This window comes from Kitasatospora arboriphila, assembly GCF_039528095.1.
GTDB classification, from domain to species: domain Bacteria; phylum Actinomycetota; class Actinomycetes; order Streptomycetales; family Streptomycetaceae; genus Kitasatospora; species Kitasatospora arboriphila.
In genome coordinates this window covers 48,610-65,865 of record NZ_BAAALD010000043.1, presented here as the reverse complement: position 1 = coordinate 65,865, position 17,256 = coordinate 48,610, and the positions used below count along the sequence as shown (strand labels likewise).

Annotated in this window: 23 protein-coding genes; 14 read left to right on the top strand and 9 right to left on the bottom strand. The window is 74.0% G+C overall.

Annotated elements, in window-relative coordinates:
* The first annotated feature begins 72 nt into the window (after positions 1-72).
* A complete protein-coding gene (locus ABD353_RS22190) occupies positions 73-864 on the top strand; it encodes an ABC transporter permease (RefSeq protein WP_344625384.1) in 792 nt (263 codons plus the stop codon).
* Positions 865-985: 121 nt separating this feature from the next.
* Here ABD353_RS22190 and ABD353_RS22185 read toward each other — a convergent pair whose 3' ends face one another.
* A complete protein-coding gene (locus ABD353_RS22185; protein ID WP_344625383.1) occupies positions 986-1,717 on the bottom strand; it encodes a dienelactone hydrolase family protein in 732 nt (243 codons plus the stop codon).
* Between the two features lie 250 nt (positions 1,718-1,967).
* Here ABD353_RS22185 and ABD353_RS22180 point away from each other — a divergent pair, with 250 nt between their 5' ends.
* Positions 1,968-2,396 carry a VOC family protein gene (locus ABD353_RS22180; RefSeq protein ID WP_344625382.1) on the top strand — a complete coding sequence of 143 codons (429 nt, stop codon included), beginning with the start codon at positions 1,968-1,970 and terminating at the stop codon, positions 2,394-2,396.
* Positions 2,397-2,413: 17 nt separating this feature from the next.
* On the opposite strand, the gene ABD353_RS22175 is transcribed toward ABD353_RS22180, so the two are convergent.
* Positions 2,414-3,331 carry a hypothetical protein gene (locus ABD353_RS22175; RefSeq protein ID WP_344625381.1) on the bottom strand — a complete coding sequence of 306 codons (918 nt, stop codon included), beginning with the start codon at positions 3,329-3,331 and terminating at the stop codon, positions 2,414-2,416.
* 177 nt (positions 3,332-3,508) lie between these two features.
* Here ABD353_RS22175 and ABD353_RS22170 point away from each other — a divergent pair, with 177 nt between their 5' ends.
* The 5 genes from ABD353_RS22170 to ABD353_RS22150 all read left to right on the top strand — a co-directional run bounded on the left by ABD353_RS22170 (position 3,509) and on the right by ABD353_RS22150 (position 6,865).
* Positions 3,509-4,129, top strand: coding sequence for a DUF4328 domain-containing protein (locus tag ABD353_RS22170; RefSeq protein WP_344625380.1), 621 nt, complete (start codon positions 3,509-3,511; stop codon positions 4,127-4,129).
* A 4-nt stretch (positions 4,130-4,133) separates the two neighbouring features.
* Positions 4,134-4,628 (top strand): hypothetical protein, encoded by a 495-nt coding sequence (locus tag ABD353_RS22165; protein WP_344625379.1) that lies wholly within the window; start codon positions 4,134-4,136, stop codon positions 4,626-4,628.
* 247 nt (positions 4,629-4,875) lie between these two features.
* A complete protein-coding gene (locus ABD353_RS22160) occupies positions 4,876-5,295 on the top strand; it encodes a hypothetical protein (protein WP_344625378.1) in 420 nt (139 codons plus the stop codon).
* A gap of 106 nt (positions 5,296-5,401) precedes the next feature.
* Complete coding sequence (locus ABD353_RS22155) at positions 5,402-5,632, top strand: hypothetical protein (protein ID WP_344625377.1); 231 nt, start codon at positions 5,402-5,404, stop codon at positions 5,630-5,632.
* 837 nt (positions 5,633-6,469) lie between these two features.
* Entirely contained in the window at positions 6,470-6,865 is a 396-nt protein-coding gene (locus ABD353_RS22150) for a hypothetical protein (protein ID WP_344625376.1), read from the top strand.
* 150 nt (positions 6,866-7,015) lie between these two features.
* On the opposite strand, the gene lexA is transcribed toward ABD353_RS22150, so the two are convergent.
* The gene (gene lexA / locus ABD353_RS22145; protein ID WP_344625375.1) at positions 7,016-7,672 is read right to left on the bottom strand and encodes a transcriptional repressor LexA; all 657 of its coding nucleotides are present in this window, start codon (positions 7,670-7,672) and stop codon (positions 7,016-7,018) included.
* Between the two features lie 457 nt (positions 7,673-8,129).
* On the opposite strand from lexA, the gene ABD353_RS22140 reads away from it, so the two are divergent.
* Positions 8,130-8,420, top strand: a complete 291-nt coding sequence (locus ABD353_RS22140; protein WP_344625374.1) for a hypothetical protein — start codon at positions 8,130-8,132, stop codon at positions 8,418-8,420.
* 53 nt (positions 8,421-8,473) lie between these two features.
* Here the strand turns inward: ABD353_RS22140 and gvpJ are convergent, their stop codons facing one another.
* Positions 8,474-8,863 (bottom strand): gas vesicle protein GvpJ, encoded by a 390-nt coding sequence (gene gvpJ, locus ABD353_RS22135; protein WP_425555226.1) that lies wholly within the window; start codon positions 8,861-8,863, stop codon positions 8,474-8,476.
* 356 nt (positions 8,864-9,219) lie between these two features.
* Here gvpJ and ABD353_RS22130 point away from each other — a divergent pair, with 356 nt between their 5' ends.
* Entirely contained in the window at positions 9,220-9,855 is a 636-nt protein-coding gene (locus ABD353_RS22130) for a hypothetical protein (protein ID WP_344625373.1), read from the top strand.
* 66 nt (positions 9,856-9,921) lie between these two features.
* Here ABD353_RS22130 and ABD353_RS22125 read toward each other — a convergent pair whose 3' ends face one another.
* The 3 genes from ABD353_RS22125 to ABD353_RS22115 all read right to left on the bottom strand — a co-directional run bounded on the left by ABD353_RS22125 (position 9,922) and on the right by ABD353_RS22115 (position 12,826).
* Positions 9,922-10,662 (bottom strand): VOC family protein, encoded by a 741-nt coding sequence (locus tag ABD353_RS22125; protein WP_344625372.1) that lies wholly within the window; start codon positions 10,660-10,662, stop codon positions 9,922-9,924.
* A 502-nt stretch (positions 10,663-11,164) separates the two neighbouring features.
* Complete coding sequence (locus ABD353_RS22120; RefSeq protein ID WP_344625371.1) at positions 11,165-12,322, bottom strand: baeRF2 domain-containing protein; 1,158 nt, start codon at positions 12,320-12,322, stop codon at positions 11,165-11,167.
* A gap of 216 nt (positions 12,323-12,538) precedes the next feature.
* Positions 12,539-12,826 carry a hypothetical protein gene (locus tag ABD353_RS22115; RefSeq protein ID WP_344625370.1) on the bottom strand — a complete coding sequence of 96 codons (288 nt, stop codon included), beginning with the start codon at positions 12,824-12,826 and terminating at the stop codon, positions 12,539-12,541.
* Between the two features lie 159 nt (positions 12,827-12,985).
* On the opposite strand from ABD353_RS22115, the gene ABD353_RS22110 reads away from it, so the two are divergent.
* The 4 genes from ABD353_RS22110 (at position 12,986) to ABD353_RS22095 (ending at position 15,235) form a co-directional block, all read left to right on the top strand.
* Complete coding sequence (locus ABD353_RS22110) at positions 12,986-13,450, top strand: SRPBCC family protein (protein ID WP_344625369.1); 465 nt, start codon at positions 12,986-12,988, stop codon at positions 13,448-13,450.
* Between the two features lie 162 nt (positions 13,451-13,612).
* Positions 13,613-13,936: a plasmid stabilization protein gene (locus ABD353_RS22105; RefSeq protein WP_344625368.1), complete on the top strand. Its 324-nt coding sequence runs from the start codon at positions 13,613-13,615 to the stop codon at positions 13,934-13,936.
* A 28-nt stretch (positions 13,937-13,964) separates the two neighbouring features.
* Complete coding sequence (locus ABD353_RS22100; RefSeq protein ID WP_344625367.1) at positions 13,965-14,789, top strand: PP2C family protein-serine/threonine phosphatase; 825 nt, start codon at positions 13,965-13,967, stop codon at positions 14,787-14,789.
* 71 nt (positions 14,790-14,860) lie between these two features.
* Entirely contained in the window at positions 14,861-15,235 is a 375-nt protein-coding gene (locus ABD353_RS22095) for a hypothetical protein (protein ID WP_344625366.1), read from the top strand.
* Positions 15,236-15,443: 208 nt separating this feature from the next.
* Here ABD353_RS22095 and ABD353_RS22090 read toward each other — a convergent pair whose 3' ends face one another.
* Complete coding sequence (locus tag ABD353_RS22090; RefSeq protein WP_344625388.1) at positions 15,444-15,776, bottom strand: ATP-binding protein; 333 nt, start codon at positions 15,774-15,776, stop codon at positions 15,444-15,446.
* Positions 15,777-16,063: 287 nt separating this feature from the next.
* Here ABD353_RS22090 and ABD353_RS22085 point away from each other — a divergent pair, with 287 nt between their 5' ends.
* On the top strand, positions 16,064-16,420 hold the full coding sequence (locus ABD353_RS22085) for an STAS domain-containing protein (protein ID WP_344625365.1): 357 nt from the start codon (positions 16,064-16,066) through the stop codon (positions 16,418-16,420).
* A 21-nt stretch (positions 16,421-16,441) separates the two neighbouring features.
* Here the strand turns inward: ABD353_RS22085 and ABD353_RS22080 are convergent, their stop codons facing one another.
* Positions 16,442-16,990 (bottom strand): hemerythrin domain-containing protein, encoded by a 549-nt coding sequence (locus ABD353_RS22080; RefSeq protein WP_344625364.1) that lies wholly within the window; start codon positions 16,988-16,990, stop codon positions 16,442-16,444.
* Positions 16,991-17,256 lie beyond the last annotated feature (266 nt).

Below are 17,256 nucleotides of genomic sequence, written 5' to 3'. Positions count from 1 at the left end.
CGACCTCGACGACGTCTTCTTCGCCCTCACCGGCGGCACCACCGTCCCCCACCAGGCCGAGGAGGCCTCCCGATGACTTCCCTGTCCCTCGCCGTCCGCGACTCCTCGACGATGCTGCGCCGCAACCTGCTGCACGCGCGCCGCTACCCGTCACTCACCCTGAACCTGCTGCTCACGCCGGTCATGCTGCTGCTGCTCTTCGTCTACATCTTCGGCGACGTGATGAGCGCGGGCATCGGGGGCGGCGGGGCGGACCGGGCCGACTACATCGCCTACATCGTCCCGGGCATCCTGCTGCTGACCATCGGCGGCACCACGATCGGCACCGCGGTCTCCGTCTCCAACGACATGACAGAGGGCATCATCGCCCGCTTCCGGACCATGGCGATCCACCGCGGTTCCGTCCTGATCGGGCACGTCGTCGGCAGCGTGCTGCAGTGCGTCGCGAGCGTGGTCCTGGTCGGCGCCGTCGCCGTGGCGATCGGCTTCCGTGCCAAGGACGCCACCGCCCTGGAGTGGCTGGCGGCGCTCGGGCTGCTGACCCTGGTCGCCCTGTCGCTCACCTGGATCGCGGTCGGCATGGGCCTGGTCAGCCCGAACGCCGAGGCGGCCAGCAACAACGCCCTGCCGCTGATGGTCCTTCCGCTCCTCTCCAGCGCCTTCGTCCCCGTCCACGCGATGCCGGGCTGGTTCCAGCCCGTCGCCGAGTACCAGCCGTTCACCCCCGCCATCGAGACGCTGCGCGGCCTGCTGCTCGGCACCGGGATCGGCAACAACGGGTGGATCGCCCTCGCCTGGTGCCTGGCCCTCACGGTGCTCGGGTACCGCTGGTCGAAGAAGGTGTTCGACCGCGACCCGAGGTGACCGCACGGACTGCGGCCCCGCAGTCCCGCCCGTTCGAGGGGCGGCGTGTCCGACACCGAGTCGGTACACGCCGCCCTTCGTCCGCGTCGGCGGCCTGCGGGCATGCCGGTGATCGGAGGTGTCAGCCGAGGTGGCGGGCGAAGAACCGCAGCGTGCTGTCGAGTTCGTAGTCCGGGACCTCGGAGTGCCTGCCGGGGTTGGCGTGCAGTGTCTTCTCGACCGAGCCGAGGGCGTCGAAGAGTGCCAGGGCCGCGGCCCGCGGCACCCTCTCGTCGTCCCACTGGAGGAGGAACTCCACCGGGACGGTGATCCTCGCGGCGTCCCCGGCCGAGGCCAGGGCCCCGCCCAGGCCCAGGACCGCGGCGCGCACGCGGGGCTCGGCCGCGACGAACGGGACCCCGAGTCCGCAGCCCAGCGACACCCCCCAATAGCCCACCGGTCCGGCACCGACGTGCTCCAGTTGCTGGACGGCGTCCAGCAACGACCGCCACTCCGGAACGGTCCGGCGAGAAACCAGGGCCTGGAACTCGGCGATCAGCCGGGCCAGGTCCTCCCCCGCCTCGACGCGGGCCCGGTTCTCGGTCGCGATCCGGTCGAACTCCTCGTCGACCGGCCGGCCACCGTGGCCGGGAACGTCGACCGCGACCACGGCGAAGCCGCACTCGGCGGCGAGACGACGCGCACGCGTCTCGATGTCGGGGGCCTTCTTGTGCTGGCCGCCGCCGTGCCCCATCACGATCAGGGGACGGCTGCCTGCGGCACCTTCCGGTGCCCACAGGACGCCGGGTACCCCTTCGAGTTCGAAGAGCTGTTCGCGGACACCGTGGGACGACGAGTCGGAGATGAAGCGCATGGTGCGGGCCTTTCGGGATGCCTTCGGCGGGCGTCCCTAGGCCATGCGGGGGAGGGAGGCCCGACCTGTCACAGTGTTGATCGGTCTCACCTCCTCGGATTCGCAACGGCGCACGGCGGCACAGAAGGTATCACGAGAGGTGTCACGAGACGATCGGGCCCGCATGCCGCCGCCCGCACCGACCATTCCCACCAACCTTTGGACATCCAGCGGGAATTGAGCGGAATGATCAACCTGCTAGGGTGGCCCGATGGCATCGGTCAGGCAGGTTCAGGTCACGTTCGACTGCGCGGATCCCGAGCGCGTCGCCCGTTTCTGGTGCGAGGTGCTGGGGTACGTCGTACCGCCGCCGCCGGAGGGGTTCGACACGTGGGACGACTACCACCGCTCCCGGCCGGCCGAGGACCGGGGCGCCTGGTTCGCGTGCAGCGACCCGACGGGGGCGGGCCCGCGGCTGTACTTCCAGCGCGTTCCCGAGGGCAAGGTCGTCAAGAACCGCGTCCACCTCGACGTGCGGGTCGGCACCGGCCTCGTGGGTGAGGAGCGCCTGGCCGTGCTGGAGGCCGAATGCACGCGACTGCTGGCGCTCGGCGCGGTGCGCGAACGCCTGCTGTACGACGGCAACGACGCCTGCATCGTCATGCAGGACGTCGAGGGCAACGAGTTCTGCCTCGACTGACCGTCCTCCGATCGGGCTCAGCGGGGACGACGGCGCAGCGCCAGCACCCCGCCGACCGCCACTGCGGCCAGCGCCGCGAGCAGACCGATCACCCACGGCAGTGCGGAACTTCCGTTCGCGGCGGGCGTGGTGGCCAGCGGGACGACGGCCGGTGATGCCGCCACCGGCGGCGTCGGGCTCGGCGAGGACATCGGGCTCCCGCCCGGCGACGGCGGGGCGGACACCGACGGCGAGGACGGCGCCGAGGGCGACGGTGAGCCGGACGGTGCCGGGGACGGCGAGCCGGGTGTCCCGGCCGCTCCCGGCGTACGGGATGTGCTCACCCGCGGGCTCGGCGTGTCGGTCGCGCCGCCGCCGGTGGCCCGGGAGGGCTCCCGGGCGGGGGTGCCACCGGTGAACTCGTAGCTCACACTGCCCATCGTGGTGCCTCTGACCATCCCGCACGGCCCGTCCATGTAGGCGTAGGCGCCGAGTTCGTACAGACCGTCGGGGCTGCCCACGGGCATCGACAGGGTCTCGTGCAGCACGTGGACACCGCGGGTCAGCCTCCCGAACTCCACACGGGTGGAGACCCAGGTGCCGAGGTCTCCGGGCCGGGTGGCCGGCCGCCAGGTGAACGAGAACCGGTGCGACGGGCCGCCGTCCACGCTCAGCGAGACCGTCGGCGGCCGACCGGGCGTGTAACCGCTCTGCTGCCGCACCGGGATGACCATCGTTTCGAACGCGCTGGAGCTCTGGTCGGGGGCGTCGAGATGCATCCTGTTGTCGATCGTCAGCGAATTCCCCATCCGCACCTTGGGAACGCTGCCGGTCACACCGTCGATCTTGTAGGTGCCGCCCGCCTCCGGCGTGCACCCGTCCGCGTGCGCCACGCCTGCACCGGTCGCCGCACACAGGGACATCGCAAGGGCCAGCGTCAGGCCGCGTCTCGTCATGGCCCCGCATCATAGGGGCCGCCCGACCGTACTTCTGACAGCGGTACCGCCGCAGCGCCCTTTCCCTTCGCCCCCCCCTGCGTTCAGCCTGCCGGTGGACAGTTCGAGCACGTGCTCCTATCCTGAGCGATCTCTGCGCGTGACCAGCACCGCAGGCGTGATTGGTGGGGACACGCAGTGAACTCTGAACCCGGTCGTGATGACGCGCGCCCGCGTGCCCTGGCCTACAGCGGACCGGTCGCCGACCCCCGCCGACTGGCCCTGGCCGCCCAGGTGCTGATCGGCGTACAGACCGCCGCACAGCTGGCCGTGGCGCTGGCCGGCGGCACCGAGTCGGAGTTCTTCGCACAATTCGCGCCGATCTCCATGCCGCTGTTCCTCGCCACCGTCGTCGTGTTCCTCTGCTGGTTCCGGCGCTGCCGCCTCAATGCCGAACTCTTCGCGCCCGGAACCCACAGGTACTCGGCGGGACTTGCCGTCGGTGCATGGTTCATCCCCGGGGCGATGTGGTGGATTCCGCGCCGGATCGCGCTGGACGTCTGGCGCGCGACCTCCCCCGCCGGCGGAACGTGGTTGATCAACGCCTGGTGGGCGGCGTGGCTCGCCAAGACCGTCGGCGGCGTCGTCGCCCTGCGACTCGGTGCCCGGCCCTACGGCTATTCGCCCTACGACGCGGCGGCCGGCATCGTCGCCGCGATTCTGGCCGTCCTGGTGATCCGGAAAGTGACTTACCGTCAGGACGGCAAGGTGCGCGCCGATCTGGATGCTCTGCCGTTCACCAGGACGGCCCGAGTCTGACGTCGTGTCCGGTTCACAGGTGGAGTCCGGTCTGGCGAAAACAATCTGGAGCGATGCCGACTTCGACGCGATGGGATGGCATCACGTCACCGTCCACGGCCTCTGCGTTCAGCCGGGTGCCGTGGACGGTTCGCTGCCGCGCCTGCTGCCGGACATCGACTACATCGTCCGCTGGGTGCATCCGGTGGCGCCGGAGACGCACTTCACCCTCTGGATCGCGCCGTCCACGCTCGTGTTCGAGGACGTCCGGGACGTCGAGGGCGACCTCGGCTTCAAGGGGCTGGCCTTGAGCCTCGACATCGACCGCCTGCGGCGCTCGGCCGCCCAGGACGGCGGCGGCGACCTGCGGTGGCACCTCGAAGGCCACTTCTTCGAGCTCGACTTCCACGCTTCCGGCTTCAAGCAGTACCTCCGCCGGCCACCCCGGCATTCGCGTCGGCTCGCCCTGACGCACGCCGAGCGTGGCGGCGTCTGCTTCGCGGAGACCGCCTTCGCCTGAGGTCCGCACTCCGGACCTGCCGGCGGGCGGTCTAACCCGGCACCACGACCCCCGAGGCCGGTCAAGTACCCGCCAGAGCGGGCACGGTGGGGTGATCACGATTCGGTTCCGTTCTCCGTGCACGGCCGGTCCGGCTGGGATGCTCGCGGGCATGGCTGACGACACCGATGCATTGGCCGCTGCGGCTGCACCACCCGGCGCTCCGCCGCCCGCCTCCCCACCGGTCGGACCGCAACGAGCGGCACGCGTGCCCGGTCGGCGCACTGCGGGCGTGGTCGGCTTCGTGGCCGGTGCGGCGGCGGTCGGTCTGGTGTGGGGCATCGGCTCCGGCAGTTCGGCGTTCGCCGGGATGTTCTCGCTCAGCGGCACCGTGACGCTGCCGACCGGACTGACGCCCACGTCCGGCGAGTGCACCGGTACCGGCGGATACGCCGGCATCGCGCAGCACACGGCCGTCGCCGTCTACGACGACCGCGGCAAGCTCCTCGCCACCGGCACCCTCGGCCCCGGTCGGTCGTCGAAGGTGGCCCAGTGCGACTTCCCCGTCGAGATCGCCGACGTCCCGAAGGGCGGGGCGTACTACCAGGTCGAGCTCGACCACCGGGTGCGGTTCAACGTGCCGCGCGACCGGGCGGAAGGCGGTCCGTTCCGCGTCGCGCTCCAGTGACCCGGGCACGGCCCGGTGCGAGCCCGACGCAGGCCCGCCCCGCCGGGACGCATGCGTGACATCGATCTCGCGCGCCCTCCGGTGAAACCCGAGCGCCCGTCGAGGCGTGTACCCCTCCGGAAGATCCGATGGAGGGGGGCCGTCGTGCGACAACATCAGCCACGGCTGCATCGGCACGGTCGACTCCGAGGCCGGCGACGACGACTCACCCGCCGGCAAGGTCTACGCCGCCTCCCTGGTCGGCGACGTCGTCATCATCCGCAACTCCGTCAAGAAGCAGCCCCTCGACCCCGCCAACGGCCTCAGCGGCTGGACCATGCCTTGGTCCCAGTGGTGACGGAAGGCGGCGCCAGGTGCCGGGGCCGGTCCTGCGGAGGTGGTCACGGGCGGCTCCAGGTCCGGCACACGGGCTCGTGCCAGGTCGTGCGGATGACCGTGCCGCCCTGCGAGATGCGCTCGCTCGACCAGGTCCGGCAGCACCGGCCGCCGCTGCCCGGCCCGGCGTTCGGGGGTCGCTCGGCACGGCCCTGAGCGGTGCGGACCGGCGCGGTGCGGACCGCCGCGGTGTGGGCCGCCGCGGTGTGGGCCGGAGCGGTGTGGGCCGGAGCGGTGTGGGCCGGAGCGGTGTGGGCCGGAGCGGCGTGGACCGACGTGGCGGGGGTGGGGGCGGAGGGCGCGGCGGGACGGCGGCGACGAGGGCGGCGGCGGCTGTTCGTGGATGTCGTCATGCCGCAGGCTCTGCCCGCCCGGGAGGTCCCACGAACCCGTCCTTCACTCGAACGGAGTAACGCGCGGCGGAGCGGCGACGTCCGTCCACGCCATGTGCCCACAGGGGACATCGATCTGTCGTTCCGTCAGTCTCGTGGCCCGAACACCGGCTCGACCCAGCGGTCGTACTCCGTCCAGCAGTCCTGGCTGCACCGCAGCCACTGGTCCCGCCCCTGCTCGACGCCTGGGACGCGTACCTCTCCCTGGGCGGGCGCGGCAGTGCGCGCCTCGCCCGCGGCGGGCGGTCCGTCCAACGGCTCTGACGGTGCGGACGCCGGGGCGAACCCGGGGCACGCGATCGGGCGTTCGACCCGTTCCGCCGTCCCGGCGACACTCAGGCGACACTCCGGGGGCGATCCGTGCGGCGGTCGCGGGCCGGTCGTGGCGGCGCCGGTACGGTGACCGGATGAACCCGCCGATCATCGACTCGAAGCCGGTCCTCCGGCACACCGACCTGCTCGCCGCCGGCCTGCGCGAGGCGGCAGCGACCCGGATCACCGAGCTGCGCCGGGCCCTCGGCCCGGTGCCGGCCGGGTCGGCCGATCGGCACCGCTGGGAACTGCTCCTCGACGACGGCCGCCGGCGCCTCCTCGCCGAGCACGACGACCTGGTCCGCCTCCGGGACGCCGCCGGCCGGGCCTGGTCCGAGGACCGGTTGGCCGACCTGGTGGGCCTCGCCCGACGCTACCGCCGGGACCTGCGGCTCGGCGACGACCTCGTGGACGCGGCCCGCCGGATCGCCGCCTTCACCGACGCCCACCCCGACTGGGGCCGCGGGATCCGCCTCCCCGCCTCCCGGTAGTGGCGGCAACGGGCCGATCCACGGCCCCGTCCCGACGGTCAGCCACCTGCGTTCCGCGTCACGCCGGTTGATCTCCGCATCTGACGATCCGGCGGGCAGCCCGCCGGCCGGGGGTCCGGTGTCGGCCCCCGCCTGCTCCGTGCGTGCGGGTCAGAGCCTGCGCAGCACGGTGACGACCTTGCCGAGGATGGTGGCGCGGTCGGCGGGGATCGGCTCGAAGCCGGAGTTGTGGGGCATCAGCCAGCTGCGGTTGCCTTCGCGGCGGAGCCGCTTGACGGTGGCTTCGCCGTCGATCATGGCGGCGACGATGTCACCGGGGTCCGCGGTTGGCTGACTGCGGACGACCGCCCAGTCGCCGTCGCAGATCGCGGCACCGGTCATGCTGTGGCCGACGACCCGCAGCATGAACACGTCGCCGGTGCCGGTGAGCCTGCGCGGGAGGGTGAAGACGTCCTCGGTGTCCTGTTCGGCGAGGACAGGCCGGCCTGCGGAGATCCGGCCGACGACGGGGACGTCGACCAGGCCGGCGTCCTCGCTCTCACGGATCGGCGGTTCGTATCCGGCCTTGCCGCGCACCCGGTAGGCGCGGGGGATGTGCGGGTCGCGCAGGAGCAGGCCCTTGCGTTCCAGCGCACCGAGTTGGTGGGCGACGGAGGACGTGGAGCTCAGGCCGACGGCCTGGCCTATCTCCCGCATGCTCGGCGGGTAGCCCCGCTCGGCCGCGGCGGTGGCGACGTAGTCGAGGATGGCCCGCTGCCGGTCGGTCAGCCGGTCCGGATGACGTCCCGGCGGATTCGCAATGCTCATGCCGGACCCCTTCCGTCGATCCTGATTCGGACTCTAATCGCATCGTCGGGTCTTAGGAATCATCAGCCGGTCCGACGCGAGCCGCGGCCGCCCGGCGCGGCTGCGGCTACGGCTACGGCTACGCCTGGGGGGCGGCATCCCCGATGCCGGATCAGCGGCCGACCGGGACGGGAGCGACGTGGCCCGTCACGGGGCACGGTCCGCGCAGGGCCGATCCGACGTCGCCCGAGGCCGCCCGACGACGATCGACGCAGGTCAGCGCAGGTCTGCGCTGTTGGGAGACCCCGGGCCGGACCGGCTCCGCGGGCGAGTCGACCTCACGCCCGGCCCGAGGCGATATCGAATCCGCCAATTCTATGTAAGGAATTTTCTATGCCATGTGTGATTTTTGCGCACCGCTTGTTACGGTGTCGTGAGCAGCAGGCCGCCGCCACGGCCGATGGAACTGGAGCCGGCCATGACACTCGCCTCCGCGTCCCGCACGAGCACGCACACCTGGACGGTCCGCACGACCGACGTCGCCGCGTTCGCGCCGCCGCCGCTGCCGGTCTGGCTGGTCAGCATCCCCACCACCGCCTCCGACGGCCGCCAGGGGGTGCAGCTGTTCGCCGTACCGGCGTCCTCGGCCCACGACGCGATCGGCCTGGCGACCCTCCGCGCCGCCACGGCCGGCTCCGCGGCCCGCCGGCGGGGTGCCGCGCTCGACCTCGACCGGCCCGCCACCGTCCGACCGGCGGGCGGGCTCTGATCCGGGCGGCGCTCGGCGCCGCCGGCGTGTCGGGCGCCGCTTCCCGGCTTCCGTCAGCGGTCCTCGCCGCGCCCGCCGAGGGAGTCGGTGATCGACTCCACGACACCGGCGACGACCCCCTTGGCCTTCTTGTGGGCGATGCCTTCCACGGCCTTGCCGGCGGAGCCGCCGATCATGTCGGTGAGCCTGGCGGGGGCGTTGCGGCCGGACTCCAGGTCGAGCCGGTTGCAGGCCTCCGCGAACCGCAGATAGGTGTCGACGCTGGCCACGACCACCCGCACGTCGACCTTCAGGATCTCGATCCCGAGCAGGGAGACCCGCACGAACACGTCGATGACCAGGCCCCGGTCCAGGATCAGCTCCACGACGTCGTACAGCGTTCCCGAACCCGCACCCCCGGTGCTCGCTGCGCCTCCGCCGCCGCTCGGCGGCAGCACGGTCATGACATCTCCCTTCCACGGTTTCCCGCCACGGCCGGCACGGCTGCTGTGAATCCCCCGGCGGGACCGGCCGGGACACCGTCGGGTCCGGCGCCGCAACCGTGCAGCTGCGACGACTGGACCGACACTCCGGCGGCCACCGCAGTCGGCCGGCCGACCGGGACACCTCGCTTCTTCACACCGCTCGCCGCGCGAAACACTCCACGGGCAACCCGCCCGGATCGTCCAGGACGTCCGCCGAACCGTCCGTGACCGCCCGGCGACGCATTCGCGGCGGATGACGGGCCGTCACCGGGGCCTCCCGCGTGGGAAGCTGTCCCGAGTCGTGGAGGGGACGTGGAGGGGGAGGCAAGGGGCTGATGGCACAGGATCTGACCGCGCTGGCCGTGGCCGTCGTCGGTGTCGCCGGCACGATGACGGCGCCGTGGCTGGCGCAGCGCGCCCGTCGGTCGGAGCTGCGGTCGGAGGCCGAGCGCGCCGACCGGACGCGACGGCAGGAGTACGAGGCCAACGAGTTCGAGCGGCGACGGGAGCGCTACGCCGTCCTCAACGAGCAGGCACGCACGTACCGCACGGCGATGCTGGACGTGGCACACGCCCTGCGCCGCGGGGAGACGGTGCCACCGCAGGAGTGGGAGGCCCTGGCGGAGGCGCGCACCGCCTTCCGCGCGGAGTACGCGCAGGCACAGATGGTGCTCCCCGAGCCGACCCTGGACATCGTCTCCGAAGTGAACCGCGGCCTCAGCCACGGCTACCGGCTTCTTCGGCTGGCGGAGGCGGCTTCCGGCTCGCGGGCCGAGGCCGGGGCGGCCGTCAGCTGGCTGGAACGGCCGCTGTCGGACGGTGTGTGGCTGCTGCGCCGTGCGCTCCGGGAGGACCTGGGCGTCGCGGACGCCACGGCCGACCTGCCGGGGCGGACGGCCCAGCTCCGTACGGCGCGCCGCGGCCAGGCCGCCGTGTTCCCCGCTCTGCCGCAGGTCCGCGACGAGTCATGACGGCTGACGGCGCCCGCCGGCCGGGGCGGTCGTCCCGTCCGGCAAGGGTGTCGTCGAGGCTCGGCGTCAGGACGGGGCGAGGACGCAGAACTCGTGGCCCTCCGGGTCGGCCAGGCACGTCCACGGGACCTCGCCCTGACCGAGGTCGAGGTCGGTGGCGCCGAGGGCCCGCAGCCGCGCCACCTCCGCCGCCCGGTCGTCGCCGGGGTACGGCAGCAGGTCGAGATGGACGCGGTCCGGCACGGTCTTCACGTCGGGCGTGCGGAGGAACTCGAGGTACGGGCCGGTGCCCTTCGCGGAGCGCAGCACCGCCTGATCGTCGGTCACCTCGTGCAGGGTCCAGTCCAACGCCCCGTCCCAGAACCGGGCCATGGCCCGCGGATCCGTGCAGTCGACGACCACCGCGGCGATCGGCCCGGTGTCCCGGTAGACCTCACGGGGCTCCAGCACGCAGAACTCGTTGCCCTCGGGGTCGGCGAGGACCGTCCACGGCACGTCGCCCTGCCCCACGTCGGCGGGCGTGGCGCCGAGTGCCCGGAGCCGCGCGACCAGCTCCGCCTGGTGGGCCGGGGAGGTGGTGGCGAGGTCGAGGTGCACCCGGTTCTTCGTCGCCGTCCTGGCCTCCGGGACGGGAACGACGTCGACGCCGAGGAAGACCGGGTCCGGCCAGGCGAGGCCGCCGGCGGGTCCGACGTAGGTGGTCGCACCGGGGTGGTAGGCACTCCAGCCGAGCGCCTCCGCCCAGAACCGGCCGACCGCTCGCCCGTCGAGGGCCTTGATGTTCACCATCACGGGTCGCAGTGCCATGCGGCCGATCCTATGCGCCCGCACCGCGACCACCCCCGGCACACGCACACGCACACGCGTGTACGGTGCGAGCCCTTGAGGTGCCGTCACCCCGGGCTCAGTGGGCGGCGGCGCGGCGGGAGACCTCGAAGGCCGTCCGGGCGCGCGGGAGGAGCGGGCCGGGACGGTGGCTGCCCCGGCGGGCGGCGGGTCCGACGATCGGTCGGCTCGGCCTCACGGCTTCCTCCAGGTGGTTCGCGGTCGGAAGTGGTGGGCGGCTACCCGTCGTTCGGGCGGCGAAGCACCGTCCCGCCGCACCGCCCCGCACGGCCCGGGGCGCAACCGGCACCGCGCAAGCCGGCACCGCCCTGCCGCCGTACCGACCGCCGAGGGGAGACCGGTCGGTACGGGGTTCCGGCAGGGCGGTGCCGGATCCACCTGCGAAGGTGCGATGCGTCTGCCCCGGGCGGTGCCCGGCAAACCGGTGGGGCCGGCAACCCATGGGGCGGCTCCGCCTGCAGCTTCAGGTCCGCCAGCGCAGCACGGCACCGACGCCGCCGACCGGTCCCTCGGCACCGTCCGGCACGGTCACCGCCTCCGCGCGCGAGGCGATCGCGCAGCGCAGCAGCGCGTCGCCGGCCTGCGCGCGCTCGGGACGGCGGACGCCCATGCTGCGGACCTCGGCGCGGTCCATGCCGATGTGCTCGGGTTCGGGTCCGATCCAGACCTCGCGGCCGGCGTCCGGACCGTCGCCGCGGAGCAGCAGGGTGGCGAGCTGGTGCTGCTGGGCGGCGGCCGCGACGGCGGGGACGCCCTCGGCGGCGGCGCCCGGCGCGATCTCGGTGCCGGTGCCGTCCGTCCGGTGTTCGCCGGGGCGGCCGGTGCCGTTGCGGAACCGTTCGAGGATCTCGTCCGCGTGCTGCCGGCAGAAGTCCTGCCACGCCTCGTCGAGCCGCCGTTCGAAGGTGTCGGTGTGGATGCCGTCGGCGCGGCCGCCGCCGTCGATCTCGACGGTGCGCGGCTGCAGGTCCTGGGGCAGCCGCTCGTGAACGGCGCGCCGCTCGCGGGCGTCGCCGGTGAGGACGACGAGGTCCGCGCCGCAGTCGGAGCGGGCTTCGGCGAGCCGGTCGGCGATCGCGTCGGCGGACCGGTCCCAGGCGTCCTGGGCACGGTGCCGGTAGTGCCATTCGTAGCGGTCCGCGGGCGGAGCGCGGTGGCCCCTGCCCTGCCAGGTCGTGCCGTCGACGGTACCGAGCGGCTCGGGCCTGCCGAGGCGGCGGCGCTCCAGGTCGGCGCCGGTGCGGTCGACCGCGGCGACCAGGCAGTCGGCGGTCGCGGCCTCCAGGCGGCCCAGCAGCGGGGCGAGGCGGGGCAGCGGCCCCCAGGCGCTCTCCACGCCCGGGGGTGCGGTGGTCAGGGGTACGTCGAGCACGACCTCTCCTCCGGCGGCGAACAGGGCCCGGCCGGGCGGGGAGCCGGAGACGGGCTCGTCCGCGAGGTGTTCCGCGACCGCCCGGCAGGTGCTGGGGTCGGCGCCCAGGTCGGCGAGCTCGCGCACCGCGGTCCGCTGCAGCAGCACCTGCCGCTGCCGGGCGTCCTCGGTGGTCCGGGAGGTGTCGAGGCAGACCGTGGCCCAGGGGCCGGGCCTGCCGATCAGTGGTTCGAGGAAGCCGAGGTCCATGGCGTTCTCCGTGTGTCGGTGCGGGCCGGTGACGGCCGCCGGGGTGGCTGCACCGGCGGTGGCGGACGGCCCTGGGGGATCGACGCGGAGCGAGCGGCACCGGCCATCACGGACCACCTCCTCGACGACGGCAGGGGACGGCCGGCCGGTACCGGGAGGATCGGCGCCGCACCCTCTCCCTTCGAGGCTGCGCCCCTGGGGGGAGCCGAAACCCGCTCAGCCCCACCAATGGCCGACCGGACCCGCAGCCGGCGGGCTCCCGGGGTCGGCCGGGCGTCGGTCGGCCGCGGCACGGGCGTGGGCCTGGGCCTCGGCCTCGGCCTCGGCGAGGACGTCGAGCACCGCGGCCGCCACCGAGGCCGCTGCGGTCACCGCACGGTGGGCGGCGGGCAGGTCGCCGGATTCCCAGGACTCCACCGCGCCGGCTGCGAGTTCCCGCAGCTCGGTCAGCTTCGCCAGGGCGGTCTGCGGCAGGACGCCGGTGTCGGTCGGGGCATGGGTCATCCGCCCATCATCGGCGCGGCACCGGGCGGCGGCCGTTCACGACACGCACCGCCCCGCTCGGCGACCGGGCGGCCGATGGGCCGGATGGCCCCGTTAGAACCCGGACCGGCCGGGCAGACGCGTCGCGGACCTGTTGGACGAGAAAGACTGGAGGCCGGCATGAGCATGGTGCAAGAGTCCGTCGAGGTCGAGGTTCCGCTGCACACCGCGTACAACCAGTGGACGCAGTTCGCGGACTTCCCGCGCTTCATGGAGGGCGTGGAGGAGGTCACCCAGATCGACGAGCGGCACAACCACTGGAAGACCAAGGTCGCCGGGGTGAGCCGTGAGTTCGACACCGAGATCGTCGACCAGCTGCCCGACGAGAAGATCGCCTGGCGCACCGTGGGCGGGGACGTCCAGCAGATGGGTGTGGTGACGTTCCGGCGTCTCGACAACGACCACACGATGGTGCGGCTGGCTTTGGACTTCGAACCGGACGGCGTCGCCGAGAAGGCCGCCGACATGATGGGGATGGTCGACCGCCGCGTCAAGGGCGACCTGCGGCGCTTCAAGTCGTTCGTCGAGGACCAGGGCATGGAGTCCGGCGGCTGGCGCGGCCGGATCTCCCCCGGCAGTTCCTGACCGGGGCAGCTCCGGCCCGGGGCCGGACGACCCGGGTACGCCCGGCGGGCCGTCGCGGAACACCGCGGCGGCCCGTCCGTGCGGGGCGCCATGCGTGAGCGGGGGGCCGCGGGGTAGGCGCGCGATCGGGCAACACGGCACCAGCGAGCCCGAGGAGGAGTCATGCCGGCCGGTTCGAGCAAGAAGCGGGAACGCCAGTACGAGCACATCAAGGACAGCGTGCTGGACCGCGGCGAGAGCGAGGACCGGGCGAAGGAGATCGCCGCCCGGACGGTCAACAAGGAGCGTGCCCGGCACGGCGAGTCGAAGACCGCCAGCCGCAGCTCCGTCCAGGACATGTCGTCCTCCCGGCGCGGCGGGCAGCGCTCGCACTCCGGCGCCCAGGGGCCCACCTACGACCAGCTCTACAACGAGGCCAAGCAGCGCAACATCCACGGCCGTTCGAAGATGAACAAGAAGCAGCTCGCCGACGCGCTCGGCCGCTGAGCGCCCCGCGGTCCCCGGAGGACGGCCGGTGCCCGACGGTGCCACCGCCCCTCCGGGGGCCGCACCACCTCCCGCAAGCCCCCGCTCCCTCCCCCGCGTCGCCGGCATCACGGTGGCCTCCCGCTACCTGCCCGCCACCCGCGGCCTCGACGTCGGCGGCGACTGCTACGACTTCATCCGGCTCGACGAGCGCACCGCGGCCGCCGTCATCGGCGTCGTGCAGGGCCACAACACCACGGCCGCCGCGCTGATGGGGCAGGTCCGCACCGCCGTGCACGCCCACGCGACGGCCGGCGCCGCGCCGGACGAGGTGCTCGCCCGCACCAACCGGCTGCTCGCGGACCTCGACTCCGACCTGCTGGTCTCCTGCCTCTACGCCCAGCTCGACCGCACCGGGCGGCAGGCCACCGTCGCCTCCGCCGGCCATCCGCCGCCGCTGCTGCGCCGCCCGAACGGGCGCGGCCACGCGCTCACCGTGGAGGCCGGGCCGCTGCTGGGCGCCGCCGCGTCGGCCGGCTACCCGCTCACCACCCTCCCGCTCCTCGACGGCACCCTGCTGGCCCTCTACACCGACGGGCTGGTGGAGGTCCCCGGGACGGACGCCTCCCGGACCACGCCGGACCACAGCCGAGCTGGCCGGTCTGCTCGGCGCGAGCGGCGCCGGACCACTCGACCGGCTCATCGACGAGCTGGTCCGCCACGGCTGGCCACCGGCCGGCACACCGACGACATCGCGCTCCTCGTCCTGGACATCGCGCCGGGTGGCGCGGCACGATACGGGACCGGCCGCCCGAGCGACGGCGACCCGCCGGCGGGAACACCGCGCGGGCGTGCGCCGTCCGGTGCAGGGTAGGTGGCTGTGGCTCACGGTGCCCGCCACCCGGGCGGGCACCCGAACGGTCCGTACCCGGGAGGTCCCCCGCCGTGGCAGCAGCGTCCGCCGTCCAGGAATCCGTGCAGGAATCCGTGCCGGAGTCCGTGCCGGAGTCCGTCCAGGACTTCATCGCCGTCAGAACACCCGAGGAGATCGACCGCGCGGCGTGCGCGGCCGGTGCCGACGGAGGGCCCGAGGCCGACGGCGCCGCCGCGGCCTACCGGTGGGTGCTCGACCCCGGCACGCCGGCCCCGATCAGCGGCGCCGTGCACGAGCTCCTCACGGACGGCGAACTCGCCGCCGAGGAGCGGGCGGCGATCCAGGCGGCCCGGGACTGCGCACGGCCCGGCGAGGAGCGGCGCCGCGCCCGGGGTGTCGCGGACGCGCTCGGCTGGGTGCTCGGATTCGCCCCGCTCGACGAGTGACCGGGAACGGTTGAAGGGCGTCGGCCAGGTGCCGCCCCGCGGACCGGGCACCGAGTCCTCGGTGCGGACGGCGACGGAACGGATGCCCGTGAGGCCCGCGAGCTCGACGGTCAGAGCCCGGAGGTCCGTCGTCGCCACGGCCGGGAGCCGCGGCGCCCAAACGGCGCGCCTACCCGGGCCCCCGGCGAACCACCCGCGGGCGCCCCGGTCAGGGCGCCGGCAGCACGGCCCACACGGTCTTGCCGCTCGGGACGGGCGTGACGCCCCAGTCCACCGCGAGCCGTTCGACGATGTGCAGGCCGTGGCCGTGCGGCTGCTGCGGGCGGTAGGGGCGGACGACCGGCGGACGGGTGCTCGCGTCGGTCACCGCGACGGTGAGGGTGTCGTGGTCCAGGTCGAGGTCGAGGCTGAGCGGGCCCGGGGTGTGGCAGTACGCGTTGGTGAGCAGCTCGCAGGCCACCAGCAGAACGTCCTCGGCCCGTTCCCCGGAGGACGGCACGGGCGACGGCCCCTGCGCCAGCGCTCGGCGCACGTAGGCCATGCCCGACTGGGGCCCGGGACCGTCGGTGGACCCGAGCGGCAGATGCCAGTGGCGCGATGTCCGGTTCACCCTGGTCGTCTCCTGCTCCGTTGCTCCCCCGGGAGCGTCTAACCGGCTCCCGGCCCGCCGTAACCCCTGCAGGCGCGGTGACGGCTCCGGCCGCCCGGGTCTTCGTTCTGCGGTCTGCGCCGCAGGGACGCTTCGTTCCGCGGGTGACGGGCAGGCTCCCCGGGAGCCACTGCCGCGGGAAGCCCCGTCGGGGAGTCCGTGACGGAGGGAGCAGCACCGTGGATGCGGAGCTCCGTGTCACCCCCCGCCCGGCGCCGGCCGGTGAACGAAGACTGGCCGTCGCCGGCCAGGCCGACATGGACACGGTGCACGTGCTGGAGGAGGCCCTGGGGAAGGCGCTGGGCGTTCCTCCCCTGCCGGCGGCCGTGGTGGTGGACTGCTCGGCGCTCGCCTTCTGCGCCTCGGCCGGGCTGAACGCGCTGCTGCGCGCCCGGCTGGCGGCCACGGCCGTCGGCGTCGCCCTCCGACTGGCCGCGCCTTCTCCGCAGCTGGTCCGCCTGCTCCGGCTGACGGAGGCCGACACCGTCTTCGACATCGACCCGGCCGACGAGCCGCCGCTGCGGGAGAGCCTCTGACCCGGGGGCCACCGGCGGGGTTCACCCCGGCAGGCCCTCGATGCGGAAGAAGTCCCGCAGGTGGGTCTTCGGGCGGGGGCCGGTCGGCGGGAGGTCGTCCCGGGGCCGGTCGGCCGGTGAGCGGCGCACCTTGTGCAGCCGCTTCGTGCGGGCCCGGGCACCGGCCTCGGCGAGTTCGTCCGCCGGTGCGGCGGTGCCGAGTCCGTCCAGGACCAGGGCCTCCTCCTCGCTGGCGTGGCCGGTGACCTCGCGGACGAGCAGGGCGACCTTGCGGTCGAAGAGCGGGGCGTCCGCGCCGATCCGGGAGAGGTCGTCGAGCAGGGCGCCGATCGTGGCGAGTGCGGCCCGTTCCCGTTCCACGGTCTCCCGGCGGTCGGGGAGGCTGCGCAGCGCCAGCGGGTAGAGGTATTCGGCTTCGACGGCCATGTGGCGTTCCAGCAGGGCGGCCGCCTCGTCGAGGAGTTCGCGTCGCAGCGGGTCCTTCAGCGGGGTGCCCGCCATGCGGCCGAACAGGTTGCGGATCCGTTCGTGGTCGGTGGTGAGGACGTCGATGAGGTCGCCGGAGGTCATGGTGCACCTCGTCTTCCGTGCACGGGCGTTCGGTCGGCAGTCGCGCTTACCCGGGCCCGTGCGCCGCAATCGGCGCCCGGTCAGATCAGGGCGAGCGCTGCCGTGCCGTGCAGGACGACGGCCTCGCCGCCGGCGGGGGGGGGGGGGGGGGGGGGGGGGGGCCGGGCGCCCGGGGGGGCCCGGGGGGGGCCCGGGGGGGGGGGGGGGCGGGGCCGGGCGGTGCGGGCGCTCCCCCGCGGCGGGCCGAAGCCCTAGGCTGGCGGCCA

Coding starts and splice junctions, on each gene's coding strand:
- ABD353_RS22190 (WP_344625384.1), top strand. CDS start 73: ATGACTTCCCTGTCCCTCGCCGTCCGCGACTCCTCGACGATGCTGCGC.
- ABD353_RS22185 (WP_344625383.1), bottom strand. CDS start 1,717: ATGCGCTTCATCTCCGACTCGTCGTCCCACGGTGTCCGCGAACAGCTC.
- ABD353_RS22180 (WP_344625382.1), top strand. CDS start 1,968: ATGGCATCGGTCAGGCAGGTTCAGGTCACGTTCGACTGCGCGGATCCC.
- ABD353_RS22175 (WP_344625381.1), bottom strand. CDS start 3,331: ATGACGAGACGCGGCCTGACGCTGGCCCTTGCGATGTCCCTGTGTGCG.
- ABD353_RS22150 (WP_344625376.1), top strand. CDS start 6,470: ATGAACCCGCCGATCATCGACTCGAAGCCGGTCCTCCGGCACACCGAC.
- lexA (WP_344625375.1), bottom strand. CDS start 7,672: ATGAGCATTGCGAATCCGCCGGGACGTCATCCGGACCGGCTGACCGAC.
- ABD353_RS22140 (WP_344625374.1), top strand. CDS start 8,130: ATGACACTCGCCTCCGCGTCCCGCACGAGCACGCACACCTGGACGGTC.
- gvpJ (WP_425555226.1), bottom strand. CDS start 8,863: ATGACCGTGCTGCCGCCGAGCGGCGGCGGAGGCGCAGCGAGCACCGGG.
- ABD353_RS22130 (WP_344625373.1), top strand. CDS start 9,220: ATGGCACAGGATCTGACCGCGCTGGCCGTGGCCGTCGTCGGTGTCGCC.
- ABD353_RS22125 (WP_344625372.1), bottom strand. CDS start 10,662: ATGGCACTGCGACCCGTGATGGTGAACATCAAGGCCCTCGACGGGCGA.
- ABD353_RS22120 (WP_344625371.1), bottom strand. CDS start 12,322: ATGGACCTCGGCTTCCTCGAACCACTGATCGGCAGGCCCGGCCCCTGG.
- ABD353_RS22115 (WP_344625370.1), bottom strand. CDS start 12,826: ATGACCCATGCCCCGACCGACACCGGCGTCCTGCCGCAGACCGCCCTG.
- ABD353_RS22110 (WP_344625369.1), top strand. CDS start 12,986: ATGAGCATGGTGCAAGAGTCCGTCGAGGTCGAGGTTCCGCTGCACACC.
- ABD353_RS22105 (WP_344625368.1), top strand. CDS start 13,613: ATGCCGGCCGGTTCGAGCAAGAAGCGGGAACGCCAGTACGAGCACATC.
- ABD353_RS22090 (WP_344625388.1), bottom strand. CDS start 15,776: ATGGCCTACGTGCGCCGAGCGCTGGCGCAGGGGCCGTCGCCCGTGCCG.
- ABD353_RS22080 (WP_344625364.1), bottom strand. CDS start 16,990: ATGACCTCCGGCGACCTCATCGACGTCCTCACCACCGACCACGAACGG.